The organism is Acinetobacter sp. IK31, from assembly GCF_035615195.1.
Lineage (GTDB): Bacteria > Pseudomonadota > Gammaproteobacteria > Pseudomonadales > Moraxellaceae > Acinetobacter > Acinetobacter calcoaceticus_C.
The window spans coordinates 1-22739 of record NZ_JANBOB010000029.1; the positions used below are offsets into that span (position 1 = coordinate 1).

Annotated in this window: 17 protein-coding genes and 1 pseudogene; 7 read left to right on the forward strand and 11 right to left on the reverse strand. The window is 37.6% G+C overall.

The features are described 5' to 3' along the window. Positions 1–222: 222 nt before the first annotated feature. Positions 223–777, forward strand: a complete 555-nt coding sequence (locus tag MSG66_RS13335) for a TetR/AcrR family transcriptional regulator (protein WP_324654358.1) — start codon at positions 223–225, stop codon at positions 775–777. 86 nt (positions 778–863) lie between these two features. Here the strand turns inward: MSG66_RS13335 and MSG66_RS13340 are convergent, their stop codons facing one another. After that, positions 864–1301, reverse strand: coding sequence for a DUF2147 domain-containing protein (locus MSG66_RS13340; protein ID WP_262471532.1), 438 nt, complete (start codon positions 1299–1301; stop codon positions 864–866). 508 nt (positions 1302–1809) lie between these two features. Here MSG66_RS13340 and MSG66_RS13345 point away from each other — a divergent pair. Next, on the forward strand, positions 1810–2280 hold the full coding sequence (locus MSG66_RS13345; protein ID WP_324654359.1) for a spore coat U domain-containing protein: 471 nt from the start codon (positions 1810–1812) through the stop codon (positions 2278–2280). 183 nt (positions 2281–2463) lie between these two features. Here the strand turns inward: MSG66_RS13345 and MSG66_RS13350 are convergent, their stop codons facing one another. Together MSG66_RS13350 and MSG66_RS13355 are read right to left on the reverse strand one after the other, a co-directional pair. Continuing rightward, positions 2464–3492, reverse strand: coding sequence for a MerR family transcriptional regulator (locus MSG66_RS13350; RefSeq protein ID WP_324654361.1), 1029 nt, complete (start codon positions 3490–3492; stop codon positions 2464–2466). Between the two features lie 172 nt (positions 3493–3664). Continuing rightward, on the reverse strand, positions 3665–4579 hold the full coding sequence (locus MSG66_RS13355) for a LysR family transcriptional regulator (protein WP_324654362.1): 915 nt from the start codon (positions 4577–4579) through the stop codon (positions 3665–3667). Between the two features lie 135 nt (positions 4580–4714). On the opposite strand from MSG66_RS13355, the gene MSG66_RS13360 reads away from it, so the two are divergent. Both MSG66_RS13360 and MSG66_RS13365 read left to right on the forward strand, forming a co-directional pair. Continuing rightward, positions 4715–6103, forward strand: a complete 1389-nt coding sequence (locus tag MSG66_RS13360; RefSeq protein WP_324654363.1) for an amidohydrolase family protein — start codon at positions 4715–4717, stop codon at positions 6101–6103. 25 nt (positions 6104–6128) lie between these two features. Further along, on the forward strand, positions 6129–6581 hold the full coding sequence (locus tag MSG66_RS13365; RefSeq protein WP_324654364.1) for a DMT family transporter: 453 nt from the start codon (positions 6129–6131) through the stop codon (positions 6579–6581). 160 nt (positions 6582–6741) lie between these two features. Here MSG66_RS13365 and MSG66_RS13370 read toward each other — a convergent pair whose 3' ends face one another. From MSG66_RS13370 to MSG66_RS13390, 5 genes are all read right to left on the reverse strand, one after another. Further along, positions 6742–8367, reverse strand: coding sequence for a sialidase family protein (locus tag MSG66_RS13370; RefSeq protein ID WP_324654365.1), 1626 nt, complete (start codon positions 8365–8367; stop codon positions 6742–6744). A gap of 342 nt (positions 8368–8709) precedes the next feature. Then, the gene (locus tag MSG66_RS13375) at positions 8710–9408 is read right to left on the reverse strand and encodes a DUF1826 domain-containing protein (RefSeq protein ID WP_324654366.1); all 699 of its coding nucleotides are present in this window, start codon (positions 9406–9408) and stop codon (positions 8710–8712) included. Between the two features lie 153 nt (positions 9409–9561). Next, on the reverse strand, positions 9562–12093 hold the full coding sequence (locus MSG66_RS13380; protein WP_324654367.1) for a TonB-dependent siderophore receptor: 2532 nt from the start codon (positions 12091–12093) through the stop codon (positions 9562–9564). 67 nt (positions 12094–12160) lie between these two features. Further along, positions 12161–13117, reverse strand: a complete 957-nt coding sequence (locus MSG66_RS13385; RefSeq protein WP_324654368.1) for a FecR family protein — start codon at positions 13115–13117, stop codon at positions 12161–12163. 30 nt (positions 13118–13147) lie between these two features. Further along, positions 13148–13654 (reverse strand): RNA polymerase sigma factor, encoded by a 507-nt coding sequence (locus MSG66_RS13390; protein ID WP_324654369.1) that lies wholly within the window; start codon positions 13652–13654, stop codon positions 13148–13150. 476 nt (positions 13655–14130) lie between these two features. On the opposite strand from MSG66_RS13390, the gene MSG66_RS13395 reads away from it, so the two are divergent. The 3 genes and pseudogenes from MSG66_RS13395 to MSG66_RS18720 form a co-directional block, all read left to right on the forward strand. Beyond that, positions 14131–15507 (forward strand): EAL domain-containing protein, encoded by a 1377-nt coding sequence (locus MSG66_RS13395; RefSeq protein WP_324654375.1) that lies wholly within the window; start codon positions 14131–14133, stop codon positions 15505–15507. A 730-nt stretch (positions 15508–16237) separates the two neighbouring features. Next, positions 16238–19489 carry a DEAD/DEAH box helicase gene (locus MSG66_RS13405; RefSeq protein ID WP_133974362.1) on the forward strand — a complete coding sequence of 1084 codons (3252 nt, stop codon included), beginning with the start codon at positions 16238–16240 and terminating at the stop codon, positions 19487–19489. Beyond that, positions 19490–19597 (forward strand): annotated as a pseudogene (locus MSG66_RS18720) (diguanylate cyclase); the annotation flags it as partial. Positions 19598–19738: 141 nt separating this feature from the next. Here the strand turns inward: MSG66_RS18720 and MSG66_RS13410 are convergent. The 3 genes from MSG66_RS13410 to MSG66_RS13420 are packed head-to-tail and all read right to left on the reverse strand — an operon-like array spanning position 19739 to position 22608. Continuing rightward, complete coding sequence (locus MSG66_RS13410) at positions 19739–20653, reverse strand: alpha/beta hydrolase (RefSeq protein WP_324654370.1); 915 nt, start codon at positions 20651–20653, stop codon at positions 19739–19741. Further along, a complete protein-coding gene (locus tag MSG66_RS13415; protein ID WP_133974359.1) occupies positions 20637–21536 on the reverse strand; it encodes an alpha/beta fold hydrolase in 900 nt (299 codons plus the stop codon). Before MSG66_RS13415 ends, MSG66_RS13410 begins: the two co-directional genes overlap by 17 nt. A 19-nt stretch (positions 21537–21555) precedes the next feature. Then, on the reverse strand, positions 21556–22608 hold the full coding sequence (locus tag MSG66_RS13420; RefSeq protein ID WP_324654371.1) for a sugar phosphate isomerase/epimerase family protein: 1053 nt from the start codon (positions 22606–22608) through the stop codon (positions 21556–21558). Between the last annotated feature and the right edge of the window lie 131 nt (positions 22609–22739).

Below are 22739 nucleotides of genomic sequence, written 5' to 3' on the forward strand. Positions count from 1 at the left end.
TCTTGGCTCTCGATGCCAAAAGCTATAACGACACAGCTTAAAAAGTAAAGCAGCTTGAACGCCCTAAGGTTTTCAGGCTTTAAGTCATTACGGCTAAAAACTTATTTCAACAATAAAACTTGAGATGTGCCAAGCACAGTCTTTACGGCTTTGCTGTGCCTTTTTTTCTCCCCAAAAAGTATCTCATTTACAAACAACAAGAATTTTTATAACGGTAAAACCATGCCAAAGTTAGTTCTCCCAACACGTGCCATACAAGTCATCAATCAGTCAATTGATTTATTTCACCATCGCGGATTTCATGTTGTTGGAGTCGACCGAATCGTGAAAGAGTGTGAAATTCCCAAAGCAACTTTTTATAACTATTTTCACTCTAAGGAACGGTTTGTTGAAATCTGTTTGATTGTGCAAAAAGAACGTTTAAAAGAAAAAGTGGTTTCAATTGCTGAGTATGACTGCAACACCAATGTGGTTGATAAGATTAAGAAACTCTATTTTTTACATACAGATTTAGAAGGACTGTACTATTTATTATTTAAAGCCATTTTTGAAACAAAACTGACCTATCCAAAAGCCTATCAAGTTGCAATTAAATACCGAACGTGGCTAATCAATGAAATTTATAGCCAGCTTAGAACACTTAAAACTGATGCGACTTTTCAGGATGCAAAACTATTTTTATATATGATTGAAGGTGCAATTATTCAGCTTTTAAGTTCAGATGGGGCGGACCAGAGGGAAAGGGTGTTGGATTGTTTTTTGGTAGGTTTTGTTTAATGAAAATTACATGGTTCTTGAGATAAATGATCACTTCAAAAAAACCATGCAATTTTATAAATAAGGGCTTTTAACGGGCATGAAGCTTATTTAATTCGATACCACGTTTGGTTTCGACCAATTGCAGAGATACCGATGTATCCACGAGCGATAAGTTTTGCGCCATCTGGAGATATTGTTGCGCTAAAGCGATATGTCTTGCCTGACTGTGGGTCTAAAATAGATCCATTGGCATATTTATTTTGACCTGAACTTTTTAAGTTTTTGACGATGGTCAAACCAATTAAAGATTTGTTTTTAAAGAGGCCCTCACACATCGTACATTTATTGGCTTCACTCGGAACGAGTATTTTTTCGATATTAGCAGAGAGATTACCATTTTTATCTTCGCTAAATCTTACTAGTGCTCTGGGTTCATTGGTTGCATCATCAATTGTTTTCCAAACGCTGCCATGTAATTTGTCCGAAGCAAATGAATGGATTGAATAAAAGCTAAGTAAAAGTAAGAATAAATATTTTTTCATATCAATGGTTTCTCGAATTAAAAATAGATAGTTTTAAAAGCCAAAATTATTCATTTTAAATTTAACTTCACAGTTTTCTTAATATTGAATCTATAAGCTAAACAATATGTAAAGTTATATTCTATTGGCCGCAATATTATTTTGATCGATTTATTTATGCAATTGCGATAATAGACAGAATTATCAAATATTAACCTCAAGAGTTGATGATTAAATTATGAAGATTTTTAAAAGTACGCAGTGAGTAGGTAATCTTATGGTGTAATAAATGATCTCAAAATGTGTACTGAAGAGAAATAAAACATCAACTAATTTTTAAATTACTAAGATTGCGCGTAATGCATCACAAATTAAGAAAATAACATGCAAATCATGCGTTTAGTATTTATTGACAGTGGGCAATATTAAGTTTTATAACTAAAAGATCCTGAAGCTGTTTCTTAACCAGAACAGAGAAATAACAATATAAAGATCAATAGATATTAGAACGAAAATATAAGGAGAAGAAATGAAAGTCATTAGATACGCCTTATTTTCTCTTATGGGAATGCTGCTAATAAATAGTGCAGATGCTGGAAATATATCTACATCATTGAAGGTCAGTTTAACAATTATAGAAACGTGTGAAATTTCCACACAAGGAAATTTAGATTTTGGTTCAGTTGTTCGCTCTCAGCCAGTTGCTGGTGCAAGAACGGATGTATCTGTCCAATGTAGCCAAAATACGCCGTATCAATTGGCGGTAACTTCAGACAATAACTTTGAACTTAAATCTGCTGCCAGCACAGCATCTGTTGCATATGTACTGTATCAAGATGCTGGCCATACTCAAATTTGGGGAGGGTCAGCAGATAAAATACATTCAAGAATCGCAACAGGAATGAAAGAAAATATTCCTATTCATGGGGCAATTACATCAAGTACCAATGTTCAGGCAACCAAGTATGAAGATTGGGTCCGTGTGAATGTCATATATTAACAATAGAAAATAAAATAATGATTTATATTAAGTACTTAATTTAAAAATAAAGTAAAACTCATTTTAGGAATAAATAGGATATTTTTTTTAAAAGCTACACCACATTATGGTGTAGCCAGCTGTTTTGATATCGTTTAGTTTAAACTGCTCTTCTTATAAAAAAAGCGATTTAACTTGATAGAACTAAGCACTACGCATTAATGCTGCTACTGCTTTTTCTAAAAATTGTAGGGTAACTGGTTTGAGCCAAGTGCCGTCAGCAAGACTTGGTTCATTTCGCATTGCTGTACGGATTTTTTCTTGGGTAGCCGCTTCTTTACCAGCATAGCCTTGTAGCATAGTGAGCCATTGTTGTGCCAAACGCTTTGCTCCATCACTATCTGGTGTGACCTCTGCATCTATCAATTTTTCAACATCGACCAATAATTGAGGCCATTTTTTCATCTCACGAATGTAATTTTCTTTTAGAAAAGCAAACTCATCGTCAGATAAATAACGGGCAAAAATACTCAGTTTACTCTCAGAAAAAGCTTTAAGTAAAAACTCAACAACTTCTGGCGTTACGCCTAATTTTTCCTGAAATTCGGGCTCGGCTGAATTGATGGTATTTAATTTAACCAGCCATTCAGGGTTAGCTCGTGTATTGTGCTCAAGAGTTTTCATCCACTTTCTGGCTAAGTCTTGAGCTACTTCAGAGTTAAATGGTTCGCCAGCATTAAATAGTGCATTTGCTGCTTGAGTTAACTCTTGCCATTCTTGGTGACTTTTACTGCCTGCTTGTAAGAAAGTGAGTTTTTCAAGCTCTTCTTTTGTAAAGTATTTCTCATACATTGCTATAAGCTCCAGTGTTTTTAACCAATCTTCCAAATCAAGCTCTTCACCATTCATGATCTGAGATTTAAGTTTGCTGAGCTGATTTCGCAATTTCTTTTGCTCAGTCAGTCTTTGATCAATTGCTTGAATCTGCTGATCAATAATGGGTAACAGAGCAAGATTGGGGTCTTCAAGAACCGTATAGATTTCAGCTAACGACATTCCCAGTCCTCGTAATGCTTGAATCTGATGCAAACGAGTAATGTCTTTACGGGTGTATAGTCGATAACCAGCATCGGAACGGACCGAAGGCTGAAGTAAACCGATATCGTCATAGTGATGAAGAGCACGGACAGTAAGTCCTGTCTGCTTAGCCAATTCACCAACTTTTAACAGCATCTTTTTAGCTCCTTCTTCCTTAGGTGTGTTTTATGCTAGGGGCTTACGTTACGTGAGGGTCAACTACTTTAAATCATATTTTTTCTTATTTTCGCTTTGCTGAGTATACAAATTTATCTTGTATATTTTATTGAGTGCGTTAGTGCAATTACAAAGTCTTAAAAATAATCTTTTAAAGTGAGTTAGTTTGATTATTGCTAATAAGCTCGGCCATCCAGTCAGAAAATACCCTTACCGCTGGCGAAAGAAAACGTTGATGCGGATAAAGTAAAGTCACTGGAACAGGCGATGGACACCAGTCTTGTAACACCGCGATGAGTCTTTTTTCTTTGAGGTGCTTTGACACAAGTCTTTCAGCAAGTTGAGCAAGTCCGTAACCTTCAAGGCACATTTTTATATAAAGCTCAGTTTCATTAACGGCAACAGTACCATTCATTTGTACAGTTTTTTTCTCTCCATTTCGTACAAAGCGCATTTCACCCGCATGTCTGTTGTTCCCTGAAAAATAATGAATAGCTCGGTGATGTGCTAAATCATCGGGAGTTTGCGGAATTCCGTTTTCTTTTAAATATGCTGCCGAAGCGCATGTGACCCAACGGAACTCTCCAAGAGGGCGGGCAACCAGCGTGGAGTTCTCCAAATTTCCCATGCGAATTACGCAGTCTACGCCTTCCTTAATAAGGTCTACTTGTCGATCGCTGACACCTATCATGAGGTAAATATCTGGATAACGCCGTTGAAACTCATGCAGGTTTGGCATAATCACCGAATGAGCGATGCCAGCAGGCATATCAACTCGTAATCGACCCTGTGGTTGTTTGATAGCATTAGTCAGGTTAGATTCGGTATGTTCAATCAGGTCGAGTATTTCTCGGCACTGGGTCAGATATTCTGCTCCCTCTGGCGTCAGGCTAACCCGTCTTGTTGTTCTGTTTAACAGACGCACTTGTAAATACTTTTCAAGATTTTTAATTGTACTAGTGACTGTTGAGGCAGGTAGGGAAAGTGCCTCTGCCGCATGAATAAAGCTTTCAGCTTCTGCTACCCGAACAAAAATCTGCATTGCCTGAATACGATCCAATCTCATACCTTTGTCGCCATACTATATTCACACTCTTAGATTATTCGCTTTCGCTGAATAATAAAAACAGTTTAACCAGCTTTTTCAGCATTATCACTTCAGATAGATTTTCAGCATACATTTGAGAATGTTGGAATAATGATGACTGATTACAACAGAAACATAGTGCAGCTGACTGAGTCTTCACCAAATAGAACGCTGATTCGCAGGGCGACGATCCTAAGCATGGATAGCGTGATTGGGAATATGGTTCGCGGAGATATTCTGATTGAGGGCGGCAAGATTACCGCCATGGGTGAAAATTTAGAAGCCGAAGGTGCAGCTATTATTGATGCATCCAATATGATCGCGATGCCGGGTATGGTCGATACTCATCGACATTCATGGGAAGGGCAACTGCGACGGATTAATCCGAATGCTGAAACGTTAGAAGACTATTGCAACGCGACGCACTATTCTTTTGCCAAGTACTATCGCCCAGCAGATATGTACATTGGTAATTTGCTTACAGCTCTAGGCTGTATAGATGCGGGTATCACCACAGTGATTGATAACTCGCACAATAGTCGTAGTGCCGCTCACTCTGATGCGGCTGTTGAAGCTTTACTAGATGCTGGTATTCGAGCTGTACACGCTTCTGGTGCACCAGTCTCAGGAGACTGGGATAGAGCGAACTGGCCTAGCAATCTTGAACGCCTACAAAAAAAATATTTTAAAAACAGCGAAAGCAGTTTGGTATCACTGGCTGCTATGGCTCAGCTAGAACCTGAACTATGGGCTGAGGCACGCAGATTGGGGCTGCCAATCATTACTGAATTTTTTGGTGGTGAAATGGCTGCTGCACTAGAGGGTCTGCATCAGCAAGGTCTGCTAGGACCAGATAATATCTTTAACCATTGCACCTCGCTGCCAGATGTTGGATGGGAAATTTTGCGCGAGGCTGGAGTACGAGTAAACGTATGTCCACGATCAGATGCCCACTATGGCATCGAAGACGGTATGTTTGCCATGCAATCGGCTCTACGTCACGGCATTAGACCCGGTTTGAGTGTTGATAATGAAACGTCTTACAGTGGCGATATGTTTATGGAAATGCGCGTAGCGTTTTATTTACAACGTGTCATGGGAATGCATCAGAACAAATGTTGTGGTTCAGCACATTCGCCAGTAACCCTTCAGGCTCAAAATCTTCTAAAAGCTGCGACGCTTGATGGTGCAACTTGTGCAGGTTTACAAGAAAAAATTGGCAGTCTAACCCTTGGAAAACAGGCTGACCTGATATTGATTCGAACAGACGATATTAACCTTTATCCGTCTGGCAACGCGTTTGGCACGGTGGTTCATGCAGCTGAGCGCAGCAATATTGATACAGTGATGATTGGCGGACGAATCGTTAAACGTGACGGTAAAGTGTTGGGTGTGGACAGTGAGCGACTTCGTGCAGCGATTGATGAATCTCGCCAGCATCTTTTTGCTGCGGCTGGTTATGTTCCAGACATTTTCGCCGAAACGTTTTTGCCCCTTGAATAAACCAGATGAAAGGGGGGCAAACACGATGAATGTTATCTATTACCTCATGGCCTTTGCCGCGGGATTAGGGATTACTCTACAGACCACGTTGAATGGCCAACTGGCTAAAGGCATAGGCGGGGATTCTGTTGTTGCGGCGTTATTTTCGTTTACAGCTGGTGCGGTATGTCTTGGGATTTACTCTCTGGTGCGAGGTGGAATCGCTTCTTCGCTGATCGCTATTCCTGCTCAGCCATGGTGGAGTCTTTTAGGCGGAGTTCTAGGTTCTTGCGCACTACTTAGTTATGTCGTCCTTGCGCCTAGAATTGGGTTGTCTGCATTGCTGGGGCTGGCAATTGCTGGGCAAATTATCTCGTCATTATTAATTGATCATTTTGGGTTGATGGGAGCGACTGAACGCCCAGTTTCCATGATTAAACTGGTCGGAACAGTGGTCATGCTGGTAGGTCTAGGCATTGCTCTTTTTGGTGATAGGTGATGAATCTTTAAACAAGTATTGTTGATATAAAAGAATCATCTGGGATTTCACATTAGTTAAGTAGTTAGGGAAATTAAAAAAATACTGTTTAGAGATTTCTCTAAACAGTATTAATCTTTAAGTAATATATAATAATTATGTTTATAAATTAAGCATAGTACTATTTTGATAAATCTCTTAAATTTCTGTTATGGGTAGTATAAAGAGTCTTCCAAGTTTGACCTTTATTATTTGATATTTTAACCAATGCATATTGGCCAGAATAAAGGATGTTAAGAAGTGCTCCTGAATTTAAAGTAACAATAGAACTAGGAGCCATTATTTCATGCATTTGCCAAGTCTTACCGGCATCTTCTGAAATTGCTAATTTGTCCCAATTAAATTGTGCACCTGATATATATAAGTCTCCCTGTTTTGAAACTTGGGCAGGGAAAACGTTTACTTTAAAGGGACTATTTACTTTTTGCCATGTTATACCATGATCATTAGAGTTAAATAGATTTGAGAATATACCCGCAAAACCACGCTTTGATGTGATTACACTAATTGATTTATCTGGATTAACTACTAGTTGAGATATATTATCATTGTTGGGTACTTTATTTTCAGTCCATTTTTTCATTATATAATCATAATGGTTAATTTTTCCATACATATCTGCATAGCTAAATCCTTGTTCATCCTCCCACAACCAAAACCCACGTAATCCCCAAAAATTATCAAGAATTTCTTTTTGTACAATTGGTTGCCAATCACCATTTTCTAAGCGATTACTCTTATAAACGGTAGCTTTACGACCTACTATATGAGATAGAAACCATCCGTTTTGATCATCACCAACGATAGAGGAAATTACGCCGATTGGTAAATTACCACTGTCAATTGGGGTAAGAACATCACTTCCTTTTAAGTGTTTATAAAGAGTATTCATTTCACCATAAGCTAGAAAATCAAAGTTATAATTTTCTTTTACAGTTATACAGTCAAAAGCTAAGTTATCATTACTTTGAAAAATTCTAGTTTTTTTATTAGTGTCTTGTAAGGGTAAGAAAAAAACTGAGCCCATTTTGCTTGATGCTACAATCGTATTATCATTTAGTTCTTTAAAACACTGCATACCAAAGGGTAGTATCTTGCTTTCATCGCCTATATTTTTTTCTAAAGTTGTAACTGGTTGCGTCCATCCATTCAAAATTTTATCTTTATAAATTGCTTCTAGATAATTATTCTTTAATTTATTAATTAAATTCTTATTAGAAGAATGTTTTTCAGATCTTGCTATGAAGTAGGCATCATTAGCATGGGTTAAATTAATACGTCCTAAATCAGTTGTGGTATTTTCTAGTACTTTAAAAGTACCCATCGGGTGAGGTTTATCTTTATCATTTAAATTAATAAATTGGAATTTACCTGAAAGATAAGGGTTTAGGGATGGTTGATAGTTGCTCAGTTCAACAATGCGATATTCACCAGCTGGTAGTTGCCCACTATAAATAAATGTAGAGCGAGAGACATCTGAATTTATTATTTTAATTTCGTAAATTTTATTATTTTTCTGTATTGCCGTTTTTTCTGTAAGGCTTTCTATTTTTAAAGAAGGATAAATTATTCCGCTATTAAAACTAATACTGAGTACAATAGGATTTAGTTTCTCATCTGGTTTTATAGGCTCCAGAACTCCTTTTGCTTGTTTATTTGTTATTTTCGGTTGTGGCGTCGTTGCACATGCTTGTAGAAGCACGAGCGCTATTAAGGTAACCCCTAATCTTAAATTAAATTTACTCATTTGTTGCGTATTCCGAGTTTAGAAAATATTTTAAAATAAAGTACTTACTGTGCATATTTAATCGAAGGTGATATTACTATAATTGATAGTGTTGATGTAATATTCATAGAGAATTTATGATTAATAAATTTTGAAAATAAATTGAGTCGTTAAGCTTGAAAAGAAATAAAAATTATTTTGACTTCTTGTGTGTATTAAAAATTCCGTCTCAAAGAGCTAAAGCCTGTTTTAAATAATAGTATTGACTTAAAGTGAGTTAAAACAAAATATTTAAGAAAAGAATAAAACTAACACTTAAATTTTATAGAGGTCAAATTCAATTAAAGTATATGGAATAAACATTTAACAAATTAACAGCAACCGATACTCGCCATCTTTTTCAACAGGCGCTCTATGAACACACGGCAAAACCTGTTGTGTAGGATGATCTACTGCCAAGCGCCACAAATGTCCTGTGCCTAAATTTACAGGTTGGGCGTTAGATTTAGGCTGGTAATGCAAATCAAAAAAATACTCTGCCAAAAAGGCTTCAAATTCAGCATCTGGGCCTTCATGTAATGCTTTGAGCTTTTCTCTAATTTCTGGGATTAAAACTTTTTGTTCAACCTGATCATTGGGCACAATATCGCTAGCAGCGCCGTGATAAGTACATAAAAAGGTGTCGGTTTCAATGGGGGAGCGATCAACATGAAATGAATATACGTCTGTTGAAATGAAATCTAGCTCTTCATCACGCTCATAGTTTTTAAGCAAATTAAGTACAGGCGATGCCCCAAATTCAGTTAACTGTTCGATATCTTCTAAAATAGTTTCCCTTGCCAGATTGCCTTGTTCTGAAAGGTTTAGCGCTAAAAGGTCTTCAATAGAAACTTCTGTAATATTTTCTTTTAAATGAAGTTTATTCACAATTTCTTTAAAGTCACCAACCAAATTTCTGTGCCAACACATCGCATTTGCCTCTCCTTGAAACTTTGTACTTATAAGTTCAGGGAAACTAGATACTTGTCTAATTTGATTGCTGTCAGAAAATGCATTCTTCATATGAGAATTAAATAAAATAATAGAGCATGTCTAATATTATAGCCTGAGCTTAGTCGAAAATATTCTAGTCCAGCTTATTAAGTAGATTTAACCTTACTCCAGAAGAACATTATTTGCCTCTGAAGTAAGATCTTTAAAAGTCGAGTAATTTATTTACCACTCATATTTCACACCCACTCGAAAATTGGTCGGAGCGCCGTAATAGCTATTTGTAGTGGCTAAATGGTATTTCTCATTGAATAAGTTATTAACATTAAAATTGAGCATAAGATTATTGTTCACCTTATAACGGGCCATTAAGTCGACCAAAGCGTAACTTTCTTGAGTAAATCTACCCGTTGCAGAGACTGCATTTTTCTCGTAAATCTCACTTTGCCAACGCACACCGCCACCAATAGTAAGGGCTTCATCAAGATAAGGCAGAGTATAGGTCGTAAACAGTTTGGCTGTGTTATTTGGCACACCGGTATTTAATCGGTTGTCTTGGCTATCTTTTGATAAGTTGCGGCTAAAGCTTGTGGAAACTTGCCATAAATCAGTCAACTTACCTGTCGCCTCGATTTCAAAGCCGCGGCTTTCAGTGCCAGATTCTGTCCGATATGCTTGAGAACCATCTGGGGCAAATACATCGGTTAATGCAATCGCTGTATTGTCTTCTTTAGTTTGATAAATAGCAGCTCCAACATTTAACTGATTATCAAAAAACTCACCCTTAATACCCAGCTCGGTACTATTACCTATTAACGGTTCTATATATTCGCCTGTAGGGGCCTTCTTATCTTGTGGTGAAAAAATGTTGGTGTAGCTTGCATACGCAGTCCAGTTGTCTGTGAAATCATAGGTAACACCGACATATGGAATCACCTTGCCACTTTCTTCTTGTGTTGTGTAGGTGGTTTTATTGTTAGCATCTGAATGGTTGGCTGTTACACGTTCCCAGTCTTCAATACGCGTACCTAAAATGACTGCAAGATTGTCGGTTGCTTTAAGACGAACAGCACCAAAAATAGATTGGCTACGATCATCGCCGCTGTACCAGCCGTCTATTTTTGTTTCGGGGCGGTTGGGTGTACTACCATCCCATGCAAAAATATTTTTTAGAGTGCCGTCCCATGTCATTCCATTATTCCAGCCAGAATAGGTGGGGCGTTTATTTTTACTTTTTGTGTAGGTTGTGCCGAGTACTACATCATGAGTTTGATTAAACAAATCAAATGATCCGTTTAAGGTTAAATTGAACAAGTCTTGAGTAGGACGATAATCCCAACGGGTTGCATACAACATCGCCCCGCTACCTGTGGCTTTATCAATTCCTTCACTTGAGTAGGTATAGCCTACAATTTCGTCAGAATCTGTAATGGTTCTAGACACCACACCTTTTAATTTCCAGCGGTCATTAATCTTGTGTTCAATATCTGCAAAGTAAGATGTAGTAGAACGGTCAGAACCAGTCCAACTCGCTGCCGCTGAATCTGAACGTGACCAGTCGATTAAACTCCCGTCGGTATAAAAGCTAGGTAAGCCACCTCTAGCAACGCCAGTCATGTCAATTTGTTGATAGCTAGCACCTAAACTTGCTTTGGTTTGGTCACTTAAATCGGCTTCTACTACTGCATAAGCCACTTTGCGTTCTTCGTTGTAACGGTCGATGTAAGAGTCTGATTTTTGGTAGGCAAACAGGGTACGACCACGAAGACTTCCTGACTCATTAAGTGGTGTAGATACATCAATATCGGTACGGTAAGAATCCCAAGAACCGATGTCAGCACTCACCGAAGCTTTAAAGTCCTGTAATGGTTTTTTGCGGACCAGATTGATACTTGCGCTTGCACTTCCGGCACCTGTCATTAAGCCATTTGCACCTCGCACAACCTCTACACGGTCAAATAAAGCCATGTCCTGACTTTGGAAAATACTTGAATATGAACTCATGAGCTTCACGCCATCGAGTAAATAACTATCCACTTCTTTACCGCGAGCGTAAATAGGGGAATTATCACTACCAATATTTCCGCCTTGTTTAATTGAGAGGCCTGCTGCCTGACTTACAACATCGGTTAATTGTGTCAGGTTCTGATCTTTCATTTGTTGATTGGTGATTACACTGACCAGTTGAGGCGTTTCTTTCAGACTTAATGCTAAGCCAGTAGAAGCGGTGGTCGCTTTCGCCGTATATAAACCTGAACCTTCGGTTGTTAGGTTTTCGCCATGATCAGCATTAACATGAATCGTTGCTAAATGAGCCGTGCCCGTTTCACCACCCGCTGTATCAAATTCATTATTGTTATTTGCTTTGGTTTTAATGGTTTCCAACTGAAAGACTTTGGGTTTAATCGGAGCGGGAGAAGACTTCACTCGAATGCTATAGCCGCTATTGTTGACTTTAACGGCTTCAAACGGATGATTTTGTAATAGCAGACTTAAAGCATCGTCAACAGCGTAATTGCCTTTAAGCGTTTTGCTTTTTGTTTTTGAAAGGCTGGCATTATCGTAGCTAATGGTCGTACCCGTTTGAATAGCCAGTTGTTTAATGGCCTGATCAAGTGTGCTTTGATTAATTGAAATACGATAAGTTTGCGCAGCGTAAGCAGAAGTTGTGGTAAGCGCCGTGACCACCAAGGGCGTACTCCACAGCACTGCACGTATAGCCAAAGCCAGTTTACTTTTTGCTTGATAATCCTTCATGTGGTCTTCTCGACAGAGAGTGTATTTCTCTATAAGTCGAACCAGATCAAAAAAAGGGTCACATTTTTTATCTTTTTTTAATATTTAACAGATAAGGACTGTAATAGGTCAGTTCAAGTTGATGGCTATAGGCCAAAGTTTCTAAGCTTTGCTCAGGATTTTTGAGCGAAAATACGCCCGAAATTTTTATATTTTTCAATTCCGCATCGAGATGGTAGCTTCCTTTTTTATAACGAAATAGTTCATCTAATACTTTTTGTAGTGGCCATTGATCTACGACTAAAAGTTGTTGGGTCCAATACGGCTGATCGTTATCGAGCGGAAGTGATTTTGAAATATATTTTTCATCAAAAAAAGCACGTTGACCTTGTTTTAGAATCTGCCGTTTAGAGGCGTTCTCTGGTTCAATGGCTACAGCGTGCTTATACACTTTAACCTTTGTTTGTTCGCTACTTTCTTGTCTCACTGAAAATTGAGTACCTAAGGCTTCTACTGAACCATTTTTTGTTTCGACAATAAACGGCCGATGTTGAGCATCCTTTGCAGTCTCAATATAGATTTCTCCATCAATCAGTTTTATCTGACGTGTCTCTTGCGTGAAATTTACATCGACATAGCAATTACTTGCCATAATGAGTTGTGAACCATCTTTTAACGCTACTTTTTTAATTTCCCCCACTTTGGTGTGATAGTCAGATTGCCATTTTTCCCAAGGTATGCAGTAGGCAGACAAGCCAACAATGACTAAACCCGAAAGACTTAACAGCAGATTGCGCTTTGCAGCGAGATTAAATTTTTGATTAGACTGGACTAAAGCTTCGGAAGGGAAGTTACCTGCAAGGTTTGTTAAACCGTGGCTAAACTTTTCCATTTGCTGGAGTGCTAATTGATGTTCTTTTTTTTCAGCTTTCCATTGCTCAAACTGTTGCTGCTGTAACGCTGTCATTTCCCCTGAATGCAAAAGGACCAACCAATCTGCGGCTGCATCTAAAACATGGTGAGGGATTTTCGTAATATCTGACATAGGATAGAAATTTAAGCACGTTTAACGGGTTTAATGATAGAGGTCTATACATGCCAAAAAAGCTTGTTTCATATCTCTTTTTACCGTGGCCTCAGAAATATTCATTTTTTCACTAATTTCTCGATAAGTCATGCCGTCTAGCTGAGACATCAAAAACACTTGAGCCGTTCGGGTCGGGAGTTTCTCTAATATTAAATGAACCTGATACAAGGTTTCTTGAATATAAACTTCATGCTCAGCAGAGGGGTAATATTCTTGTGGAATATATTGAAGGGCATCGAGATAGAGATTTTCAATATGCTGACGGCGCCAGTGGTCAATAATCACATGCTTGGCGATTCCCATCAGCCATGCTTGTGGCTCTTTAATTTGTTTAAAACTATATTCACTTTTTAAAGCACGATAAAACACTTCCTGACTCAGGTCTTCAGATTGATGATGATGCTGAAGTTTATGTTTAAACCATGACAAGAGCGTGCTTTGCTGAGAACGGTAAATTTGGCTAAACCATACTTGTTTATCTACATTCAGGTTCATAGCAGCGAAGTCCACAAATTTGTAATGAGTAGCACAATTAAACAAACATTTAAGATATTCGTAAATAGTAATGATAATTATTATTAATATCAATAATAGAAACTATATATTGTAAAAAGCTGGTTGAACTAATGGATGAATGGTATGGCTTGAAACAGGTTTTGTTTATAGGACTAAAAAAGATAAGTCAGCCATTTTGATGACGTGAAAAAAGAGTTGAAGGGGAGCTGGCTTTTGGCATCCAAGCCTTGTGTCAGCCTAGTAGAGACGTGTATTGTTGTATGGCTATACTTTAAATTCTAGAGGCCATTGAAAAGTGATTTTTTTTAACCACATTTATTAAACAAACGGACTTTGCTAGCAATAGTGAAAAAACACCTAATCTAAAAATAATAATATAAATAACAAAGGTGTAAGACATTAAATTTTATTGATTGAATCCTGGATTGGATAATGAATAATCAATATGGGGGACTATCAATAAATATTTTACGGTTGATTTTATGATTGCTTTGTCTTACTTAAAAAAACACAAGAAAAACTACCGTGCCATAAAGGACCAACAACTTACAATTGCTGCTAAAGCAAATATTTTTATTTGCATTATTTTTTGCTTGTTTTGGACCATATATTTCGCATTTGCACAAATGTGGCTGATTGTTTATATGGATGTGTTTTTTACACTAGTATCTATATTTAGTCTTTTTTTAATTTATATACGTCGAATTTCAGCTGGTATTCTTCTATCACAAATTGTTCTTTTGGCTTTTCCTGTGGTTTTTTGCCTAATTTTTGATGTCGCTACCCTAGATCGGCCGCGTGTGGCACACCTGTTTTTACCCGCTGGAGCCATATTAGGATATTTAAATTACCGCCGAGATCCGAGCTTTTTACAAATCGTTTTAATTATCTTATCGATCGCGTGCTTTATCTTTTTTAGTGGTAGCTCTTTTACGCTCGATAGTGCAATACCTTTATCAGAAAATATTCGTGACCATGGCGGGTGGATAGCGACATGTGTTGCTACCCTCATGATTTGTATTTCAATTTATGCCATGCAATTAGAGATACAAACAGAAAATACCATGGTGCAAGACTTACGCTTAGCACTGGCTAAAGAACAATTTGAGCTTTTTTATCAGCCGCAAATGAATTCTTCTGAAAAAATTATTGGGGCAGAAGTCTTGTTGCGCTGGCATCATCCAGTGTTGGGATACATTCCTACAAAAGATTTTATTCCGGCTGCTGAAACTTTTGATTTAATGCCTGAAATTGGGGAATGGGTATTGGTTCAGGGGTTTAAAGTATTACAAGATTGGAGTGAAAAAGAAGCGACGAAAGATCTCACACTTTCTATTAATATTAGTGCTGATCATTTCATGCAACCAAACTTTGAGCAGACCGTGATTGCCATGGTTCAAAAATATGAAGTTAATCCAGCTCAACTCATATTAGAAATAACCGAAAGTATTGCTTTAAATAATTGTGTGAGCGTCATCGAAAAAATGTATTTCTTGTCTAAACATGGAATTCAGCTTTCTCTTGATGATTTTGGTACGGGGTATTCATCTTTAAGCTATTTACAAAAAATGCCCATTAGACAAATCAAGATTGATCGTAGCTTTGTGCAAGCAGCTTTGGATGATAAACGTAGTAATAAATTAGTCACGGGTATTATTAAAATTGGACTAGATTTGAACCTTCAAGTGTTAGTAGAAGGGATTGAAACTGCTGAACAGTTTAGCGCTTTTAAAAACAATGGCTGCACGGAGTTTCAAGGCTATTTATGGGGCTGTCCAATGCCATTAAATGATTTTCTTAAACAATTACCACATCTGAATGATTTGAATTAACTTAATGTATCGTTTATAAATTCAACAAATTTTTACCTAAGTTAAAATGTGGTAAACACCTATATGTAGGTAAGTGTTTTTAAACGTAATTAGATATATTTTGTATGGCTAAGTTGAATGCTTAGAAATTTAGGTTTTGTGGAATTCATAAGACCCATTCCTATCAGGTCTGGACTTTTTAAACTATTCAAGTTCCAACTGATCATTTTTAGTGACTCTAATTTTTAACTTTGTGAATTTACATTTGTTTGCATCTAAAGCAAAATTCGAAACCTCAGTAAATAACAGAATTGTTGTTGCCAAGATCATTTTTAATTTTTACTAGATATTTAAATCACGACTGTTCTTGATATAAATCATATCAGTAAGTTTTTTAATTGAGTATTGTTTTTTAAAATAAAATTTTATTAATTAGATGCTTATGAATATTTTTTTAAAATAGACAAATCTGTCTATTTTTTATAGAATGAAGTCGATGATGACTGAGTTTTAAAATAAAAATGCTTAATAACATATATCGGATTTTAGAGTGTTTGGGTTTTCTTTCCCTACACCGTGCTGTGTATTTTCAATTTTCAAATACACTTTTAAATATCCAAGTCTTTTTACAACGCATTGATGGACAGCACAAACTCAACGCGGGTTTTTCCAGAGCTGAATTAATTTGCTTGTCGACCACGAATGCTACCATGCTGTTAAATTGGGAAATAAGTGTTTACTGAGAATTTACATGAATAATAAGAAAATTAATCATAGTTGTACTGAAGTTAGCCAAATTCTTTCATTTTGGCGCGATTTAGAAATTTTCACGATCCCTTCGGCTCCAACAGCAAAAGATAGTAATAAATTTACAAAGATAATAACTTTAAGGGTTGGTGAGCAATTACCTTGGGATAAGGCGGAGTATCAACCAACATCAAAACATATGTATATGCATACCGTTTATATTGGTGTTGCTGATCAAGAAGACCTTACTCGACTTGTTTTACGAAAGATTGTAAGGCAAGAGCTAAGTGATAAAGAACGTGAACGAATTTCTGGCACTGGTTGGTTAGCATCTTTTACTGTAAACGAAAATGGTCGTTTAAGTGAGGATAGTTATATGCCTGCCAGTTACGTATATGGGACTCAAGCTTTAAGTCGGGGAGAACCTCTTACTGATCTGAATGCAAGACTTGCTCGAGCAAAAGAGGAGTTTGCTCAGCGTTGCCATCGCTTATCTCAGTTAAAACATGAATATCGATGTTCTTGGAAGGACCTAGAAGGCGAGAGCGAATTGGTTAGATCTATTTTTGATCAAGATGACCAAGTCGGATTAGATTGGCGGTTTGTAGTTGTCACTAAACAATTGCCAAGAAAAAAAATAATAGAGAATGTCGAGCAAGAGGTTAATTACCTTAATTCATTTTATTTAGATGATCTTGATCAAATGCTGAAAAAGAGCAAGTCTAATCACGCATTTGGACAAGCCTTAACAAGATATCTTGGACCCTCCATCACTCATCATGAAAGAATAGATATTTTAAAAAATCATGAAGTTATGGGGAAGCTTGTCTGCGCTGCTCATTTACCTATTACCCGTTGGCCCGCTTCACCAGATAAACCTTTAGTGCTAGCTCAACAAGCAGTTGTTGCTCATATTGGAAATTTACTGGGTAATCAAGACGGGATTATTGGTGTAAATGGGCCGCCAGGTACAGGAAAAACAACTTTACTATGTGATGTTATTGCAACCGTTATTACTGATAGAGCTAAGCGGATCTCGGCACTTTCTACACCTGATGCTATATTTAAAAAGCCTATTCAACTCATGGGTAGAATGTTTTCTCCAATTGTAGAGGAGTTGGTACGTGATACTTCAATAGTTGTGAGTAGCAACAATAATAATGCTGTAAAAAATATTTCACAGGAGCTACCTGCACTTGGTAAATTAGATGAGAAGTACACATCAAACTCTTTATATTTTCCCGAGGTCATAAAGGGGGTATTTGATAGTCAAAAAGTACTAGATGAAAATCAAGCAATAATTCCTACATGGGGGATAATTGCTGCCGCTCTAGGTAATAGTACTAACCGTAGATCTTTTGCTCGTGCATTTTTTAAAGAAGATCATGTTACTGAGAGTGATGATGAGGATAGTAAAGATTCATTTGTATCGATGAAACAAATACTGGAAGATGCTATTCCTCGTACCGCTATTTATCGACAAGAGTGGCATAAAGCAAAGAATGAACTACTTGAATTAATTGAACTAATGGAGCAAAAGCGTTCAATTTTAATGAAAGCAGAGCGTGCGTCACTGGCGATTTTAGAATGTAGGGAGACGAAAGAAAACTTAACGCAAACGATTACGCTCAAGAATAAAAAATTAAATGAACATCAAAATGTATTTCATCAAATACAAAGTGAACTACAAGATCAGTCTATCTTAATGCAGTCTAAACAACAGATATTAGAGCAAATCCATATTTCACATGGACCTCGATTATGGGATCGTTTATTTGCACTATTTGGTTATCGGACTCACCGCATGGAAATCTATGATAAGCGGATTAATGAGGTGACTTTATCATTGCAAGAAACCACTTCACAGTATGAAAATCTAATTTATGAGAAGACTTTAAGAAATCAAACGATAAAAATCTGCGAACAAGAGCTATTAGAGTTAAATGATGAACTCATTAAGATAAGACAAGAATACGAGAGATTGAGTCATGATCTTCAGGCAATACAAACTTTAGGTGTAAAACATCTGATTGGCCCTGATTTCTGGAAATTAACGTTTGAAGAGTTGCATCGAGCTTCAGTAAATACATCGGAAATTATAGATGATACTCGGGCCCATATTTTTATTAAATCAATAGAACTACATAAACTAACGATTTTATCTAATGCCAAACGATTTTTAAGTAATTTAAGAATGGTTGGGCAAATGTTATCAGGGAATGCTAAAGGGTTGTCCTATGAGGATCGCCCATTGATTTGGGACAGCTTATTTTTTGTTGTTCCTGTTGTCTCAACAACTTTGGCTTCATTTAGTCGGCTTTTTGCTGGCTTGGGACAAGATAGTCTAGGTTGGTTATTAATTGATGAAGCGGGTCAAGCTACTCCTCAATCGGCAGCAGGTGCAATTTGGCGAAGCAAAAGAGCTATTTTAATTGGTGATCCTTTACAGGTTGAACCTGTCTTTACATTACCAGATAGCGTAGTTGAGATCTTACGCAAACAACATGATGTGGATTTATCTTGGTCCCCAGTATTTGAATCTGTACAAACCCTTGCTGACCGAATAACACCATTGGGTTCATGGATCGATGATGGTAGTGGTGATGACCAATCGAGAATCTGGACTGGCATGCCATTAAGAACGCATCGTCGTTGTGATGACCCTATGTTTTCTATTGCAAATAGCATTGCTTATGCTGGTCAAATGGTTCAGGGACGTGTCGATAGTGCAGGAAATCCTAAAGCTGTAGATATGGCCTATGACATAGGAGCCAGTACATGGTTCAATGTGGACTCAATAGATTTTACACACCCTGTTAATTCTGAAGAACTAGATGTAATGATTTACTCTTTAAGAAAGCTTGAAGAGAGACGCAAAGCTTCAGTTGATAATTCGAAAAAGAAAATATATGTAATTTCACCTTTTAGAAAAGTTATTCAAGCATGTAAAGAGCGTATTAAAGATGAAGGGTTAATAGGTGTTGAATGTGGTACTGTGCATACTTTTCAGGGCAAAGAGGCTGATATCGTATTTCTTGTGTTAGGAACAGCAAAAGAACGTATAGGAGAAGGGGCTAGAGCGTGGGCCTCTTCAACTCCAAATTTATTAAATGTTGCTGTGACACGAGCTAAGAGTCGTTTGTATATTATTGGTAATGTTCATACTTGGTCTAAAATGAGTTATTTTTCAACCTTATTTGATGCACTTCCAGTGAAAACAATTACTACTATAAATAAATCGATCGAGTTGGAATAGTTTAACGCTTTTAAAAACAATGGCTGCACGGAGTTTCAAGGCTATTTATGGGGATGTCCGATGCCTTTAAAAGATTTTCTTAAACAATTACCACATTTAAATAAATAAGCAAAAGGGCTATTTCAATAAGGATTCACTGTAACCGACATCCATAGTTAAAATTTAATTGGGCCACTCTAGATATGTAATTAAACAATTTTAAAGAGTGGCCAACTAAGCAATATGTTTGAATGTTGGAAACAAATATATCTACATACGAATTTTGCTATAGATAGATTTTATTTTCTCGGGACTGATTGCCAGCATGTGAATCGCGCCGTGAATCATTCCGTCTAACAAATGAAAGTTCACCTTAATACCGGCATCTCTCAATTTTTGAGCATATCTTTCACCATCCTCACGAACGGGATCATATTCACAAATAAAAATGGTTGCATCCGGTAGCCCCTCTAAAGACTGAGCAAGTAACGGGCTTACAAGTTCATTCTGTTTTTCACTTTCATGCGGCAAATATTGATCCCAGCAATAAACCATTGTGGATGAGTCCAAACCATAACCTTCGGCGTATTGGTTATAAGAATTGCTACTCATGGTGGCATCTAAGGCTGGGTAGAAAAGAAGTTGATGGCTCACCTTAATTTCTGGATGTTGTTTTGCCATGAGACATGTGGCCGCAGCTATGTTTGCGCCGGCACTATTTCCACCTACAGCAATATAGTTTGGATCAATTCCAAACAGTGAAGCATTCTCACTGATATAGCGGAATGCCGTAAAAAAATCATTTAAAGGTGTTGGGAACTTAAACTCTGGAGCCAATCGATAGTCCACAGAAAATACAACTTGTTGAGTGGATTCTGCTAATAACCGACACGAGCGGTCCCATGCGTCTAAACTTCCAAGGCACCAGCCTCCACCATGAGCAAAAACTAAAGCGGGCCGTTGCTCAGCGTTTTCTAGTGAATATGGAACATAAACACGAACCTCAATTTCCATATCATCTGAAACAGCAACATGAAAACTTTGTTGGTAGCTTGCATCATGTTGAATGCCTTGCTGATCAATAATGTCTTTATTTACTTGTTCCCTTAGCTCTTGCAACGAGTTTACGGCTTGTGCGGTTGGTCTGGACTTAAGCCAGCTTTCAATTTCAGCAAGTAGAGGCATCGCTTTTTTCCTGCTGTAAAAAATCTAAAATGAGTGAACTAAATTTTTCTGACTGTTCTTCCATAATGAAATGACCGCAGTCTTTTACAATTGTACTGGTTAAATGCGGTGAAACCTTTTTCATGGTTTCATAAGGTGCATTATCTGTGGCATGTTCAGCGCCTATGGCTAAAACTGGCATGTCTAAGCTTTTAGTTTCTCTGATTTTATTTTGACGTATGGTCTCTGGAATAGAACGGTAATAATTAAAACCCGCCGTTAATCGACCCGGAATTTTATAGGCTTCAATATAAGTTTCAATCGCCACTTTATCTTTGTGCCACGACCATTTATCAAACATATAATTTAAATAAGTATCTTCACGGCCCGCGATTAAGGCTTCGGGTAAATCTAAGGTCTGGTTAAACATGAAGTGCCAAAGAAAGATATTTTCACTCGGCTCAACAAAAATAGGAGGTGCGGGCGCTAAACCGGGAATCACTGCTTCTGTTACCGCAAGACGAGTCACTGACTCAGGAAAGTCAGATGCAAGCGCATAGGCAACCCACATACCAATGTCATGACCAACAACCGAATAAGTTGGATACTCAAGTTCAGTCATCAGCATTGATAAAATTTTAGCGATACGCCCCGTATCGTAACTTCCATCCAGTGGAGCTGAATTTCCTGTTCCGGGTAAATCAACTGCGATTGCTTGATAACCCTGTTTCGCTAGTTCGATCATGACTTTGTGCCACGCGTACCATGTCTGCGGCCAACCGGGAATAAGCAATACAGCTGGACCTTCCCCTAAGGTGACGTAGTGTAATTTTTTACTTTCGATGTGAGTGTAATGATGTTGGAATTCGTTATACGAGTTTTCATTGAATAGGTGAGTTTTCATGTTGATCTTTTACGATTCCTTAAATACCTAATAACTGATTAATTTGAGTCTGATTCACAGGGGCAGCAGCAAAGTCATCAAACACTTTATCGGTGACATGAATAATATTTTGCTTAATAAACTCTGCGCCTTCGCGTGCGCCATCATCTTTATTTTTAAGGCAGCATTCCCACTCCAACGTTGCCCAGCCTTCGTAGTCGTAATGTGCTAACTTGGAAAAAATCGCTTTAAAGTCAACTTGACCATCACCCGTAGAGCGGAATCGAGCCGCTCGATTTCCCCAGCTTTGATAGCCGCTGTACATCCCTTGGCGGCCTGTTGGATTAAATTCGGCATCTTTAACATGAAACATGCGAATGAAATCTTTATAGATATCGATATATTCCACATAGTTCAGTTGCTGCAAAACAAAATGGCTTGGGTCAAAAAGAATATTGCAACGTGGGTGGTTATGAGTACGCTCTAAAAACATTTCAAATGTAATGCCGTCATGCAAATCTTCACCGGGGTGAATTTCATAGCAAAGGTTGACGTCTTGTTCATCACAAGCATTCAAAATAGGAAGCCAACGACACGCTAATTCATCAAACGCCGTTTCGATGAGTCCTGACGGTCTTTGAGGAAATGGAAATACATAAGGCCATGCCAAAGAACCTGAAAATGTTCCCATGTCTTTAAGTCCTAAGCGGGCAGATGCTTGAATTGAAGCGAGCATTTGCTGTTTTGCCCACTCGGTTCTAGCCGCTGAATTGCCATGCAAATGAGATGGGGCAAAGTTATCGCACATTGAGTCATAAGCAGGGTGCACAGCCATTAACTGCCCAAAAATATGAGTCGTTAACTCACTAACTTTTAAGCCATGATTGTTTAAAGTACCTAATATTTCATCGCAATAATCTTGGCTTTCTGCTGCAAAATTGACATCAAATAAACGCTTATCCCAAGCAGGAAGTTGTACCGCTTCAAAGCCTTGGTTTGCTACCCAAGCAGCAATATCTTCTAGACGGTTAAAAGGGAAAACATCATCGCTAAATTGAGCAAGATGAATACTAGGGCCTTTGATGGTTTTCATAATAAACCTTAATTAGTTGTTGATCGACAAACAATAGGCTGAATTTTGGATAAAAACAACTTTTTATTTGAAAATCAAAACAAAACGGGACTATTTTGAATAAATCTCATTGATTTATTTGTGAAAATATT

Excerpts from the sequence above, each read along its gene's own strand:
- MSG66_RS13345 (WP_324654359.1), top strand. The coding sequence starts at position 1,810 with ATGAAAGTCATTAGATACGCCTTATTTTCTCTTATGGGAATGCTGCTA.
- MSG66_RS13355 (WP_324654362.1), bottom strand. The coding sequence starts at position 4,579 with ATGAGATTGGATCGTATTCAGGCAATGCAGATTTTTGTTCGGGTAGCA.
- MSG66_RS13370 (WP_324654365.1), bottom strand. The coding sequence starts at position 8,367 with ATGAGTAAATTTAATTTAAGATTAGGGGTTACCTTAATAGCGCTCGTG.
- MSG66_RS13350 (WP_324654361.1), bottom strand. The coding sequence starts at position 3,492 with ATGCTGTTAAAAGTTGGTGAATTGGCTAAGCAGACAGGACTTACTGTC.
- MSG66_RS13420 (WP_324654371.1), bottom strand. The coding sequence starts at position 22,608 with ATGAAAACCATCAAAGGCCCTAGTATTCATCTTGCTCAATTTAGCGAT.
- MSG66_RS13390 (WP_324654369.1), bottom strand. The coding sequence starts at position 13,654 with ATGAACCTGAATGTAGATAAACAAGTATGGTTTAGCCAAATTTACCGT.
- MSG66_RS13375 (WP_324654366.1), bottom strand. The coding sequence starts at position 9,408 with ATGAAGAATGCATTTTCTGACAGCAATCAAATTAGACAAGTATCTAGT.
- MSG66_RS13360 (WP_324654363.1), top strand. The coding sequence starts at position 4,715 with ATGACTGATTACAACAGAAACATAGTGCAGCTGACTGAGTCTTCACCA.
- MSG66_RS13380 (WP_324654367.1), bottom strand. The coding sequence starts at position 12,093 with ATGAAGGATTATCAAGCAAAAAGTAAACTGGCTTTGGCTATACGTGCA.
- MSG66_RS13340 (WP_262471532.1), bottom strand. The coding sequence starts at position 1,301 with ATGAAAAAATATTTATTCTTACTTTTACTTAGCTTTTATTCAATCCAT.
- MSG66_RS13405 (WP_133974362.1), top strand. The coding sequence starts at position 16,238 with ATGAATAATAAGAAAATTAATCATAGTTGTACTGAAGTTAGCCAAATT.
- MSG66_RS13335 (WP_324654358.1), top strand. The coding sequence starts at position 223 with ATGCCAAAGTTAGTTCTCCCAACACGTGCCATACAAGTCATCAATCAG.
- MSG66_RS13415 (WP_133974359.1), bottom strand. The coding sequence starts at position 21,536 with ATGAAAACTCACCTATTCAATGAAAACTCGTATAACGAATTCCAACAT.
- MSG66_RS13365 (WP_324654364.1), top strand. The coding sequence starts at position 6,129 with ATGAATGTTATCTATTACCTCATGGCCTTTGCCGCGGGATTAGGGATT.
- MSG66_RS13385 (WP_324654368.1), bottom strand. The coding sequence starts at position 13,117 with ATGTCAGATATTACGAAAATCCCTCACCATGTTTTAGATGCAGCCGCA.
- MSG66_RS13410 (WP_324654370.1), bottom strand. The coding sequence starts at position 20,653 with ATGCCTCTACTTGCTGAAATTGAAAGCTGGCTTAAGTCCAGACCAACC.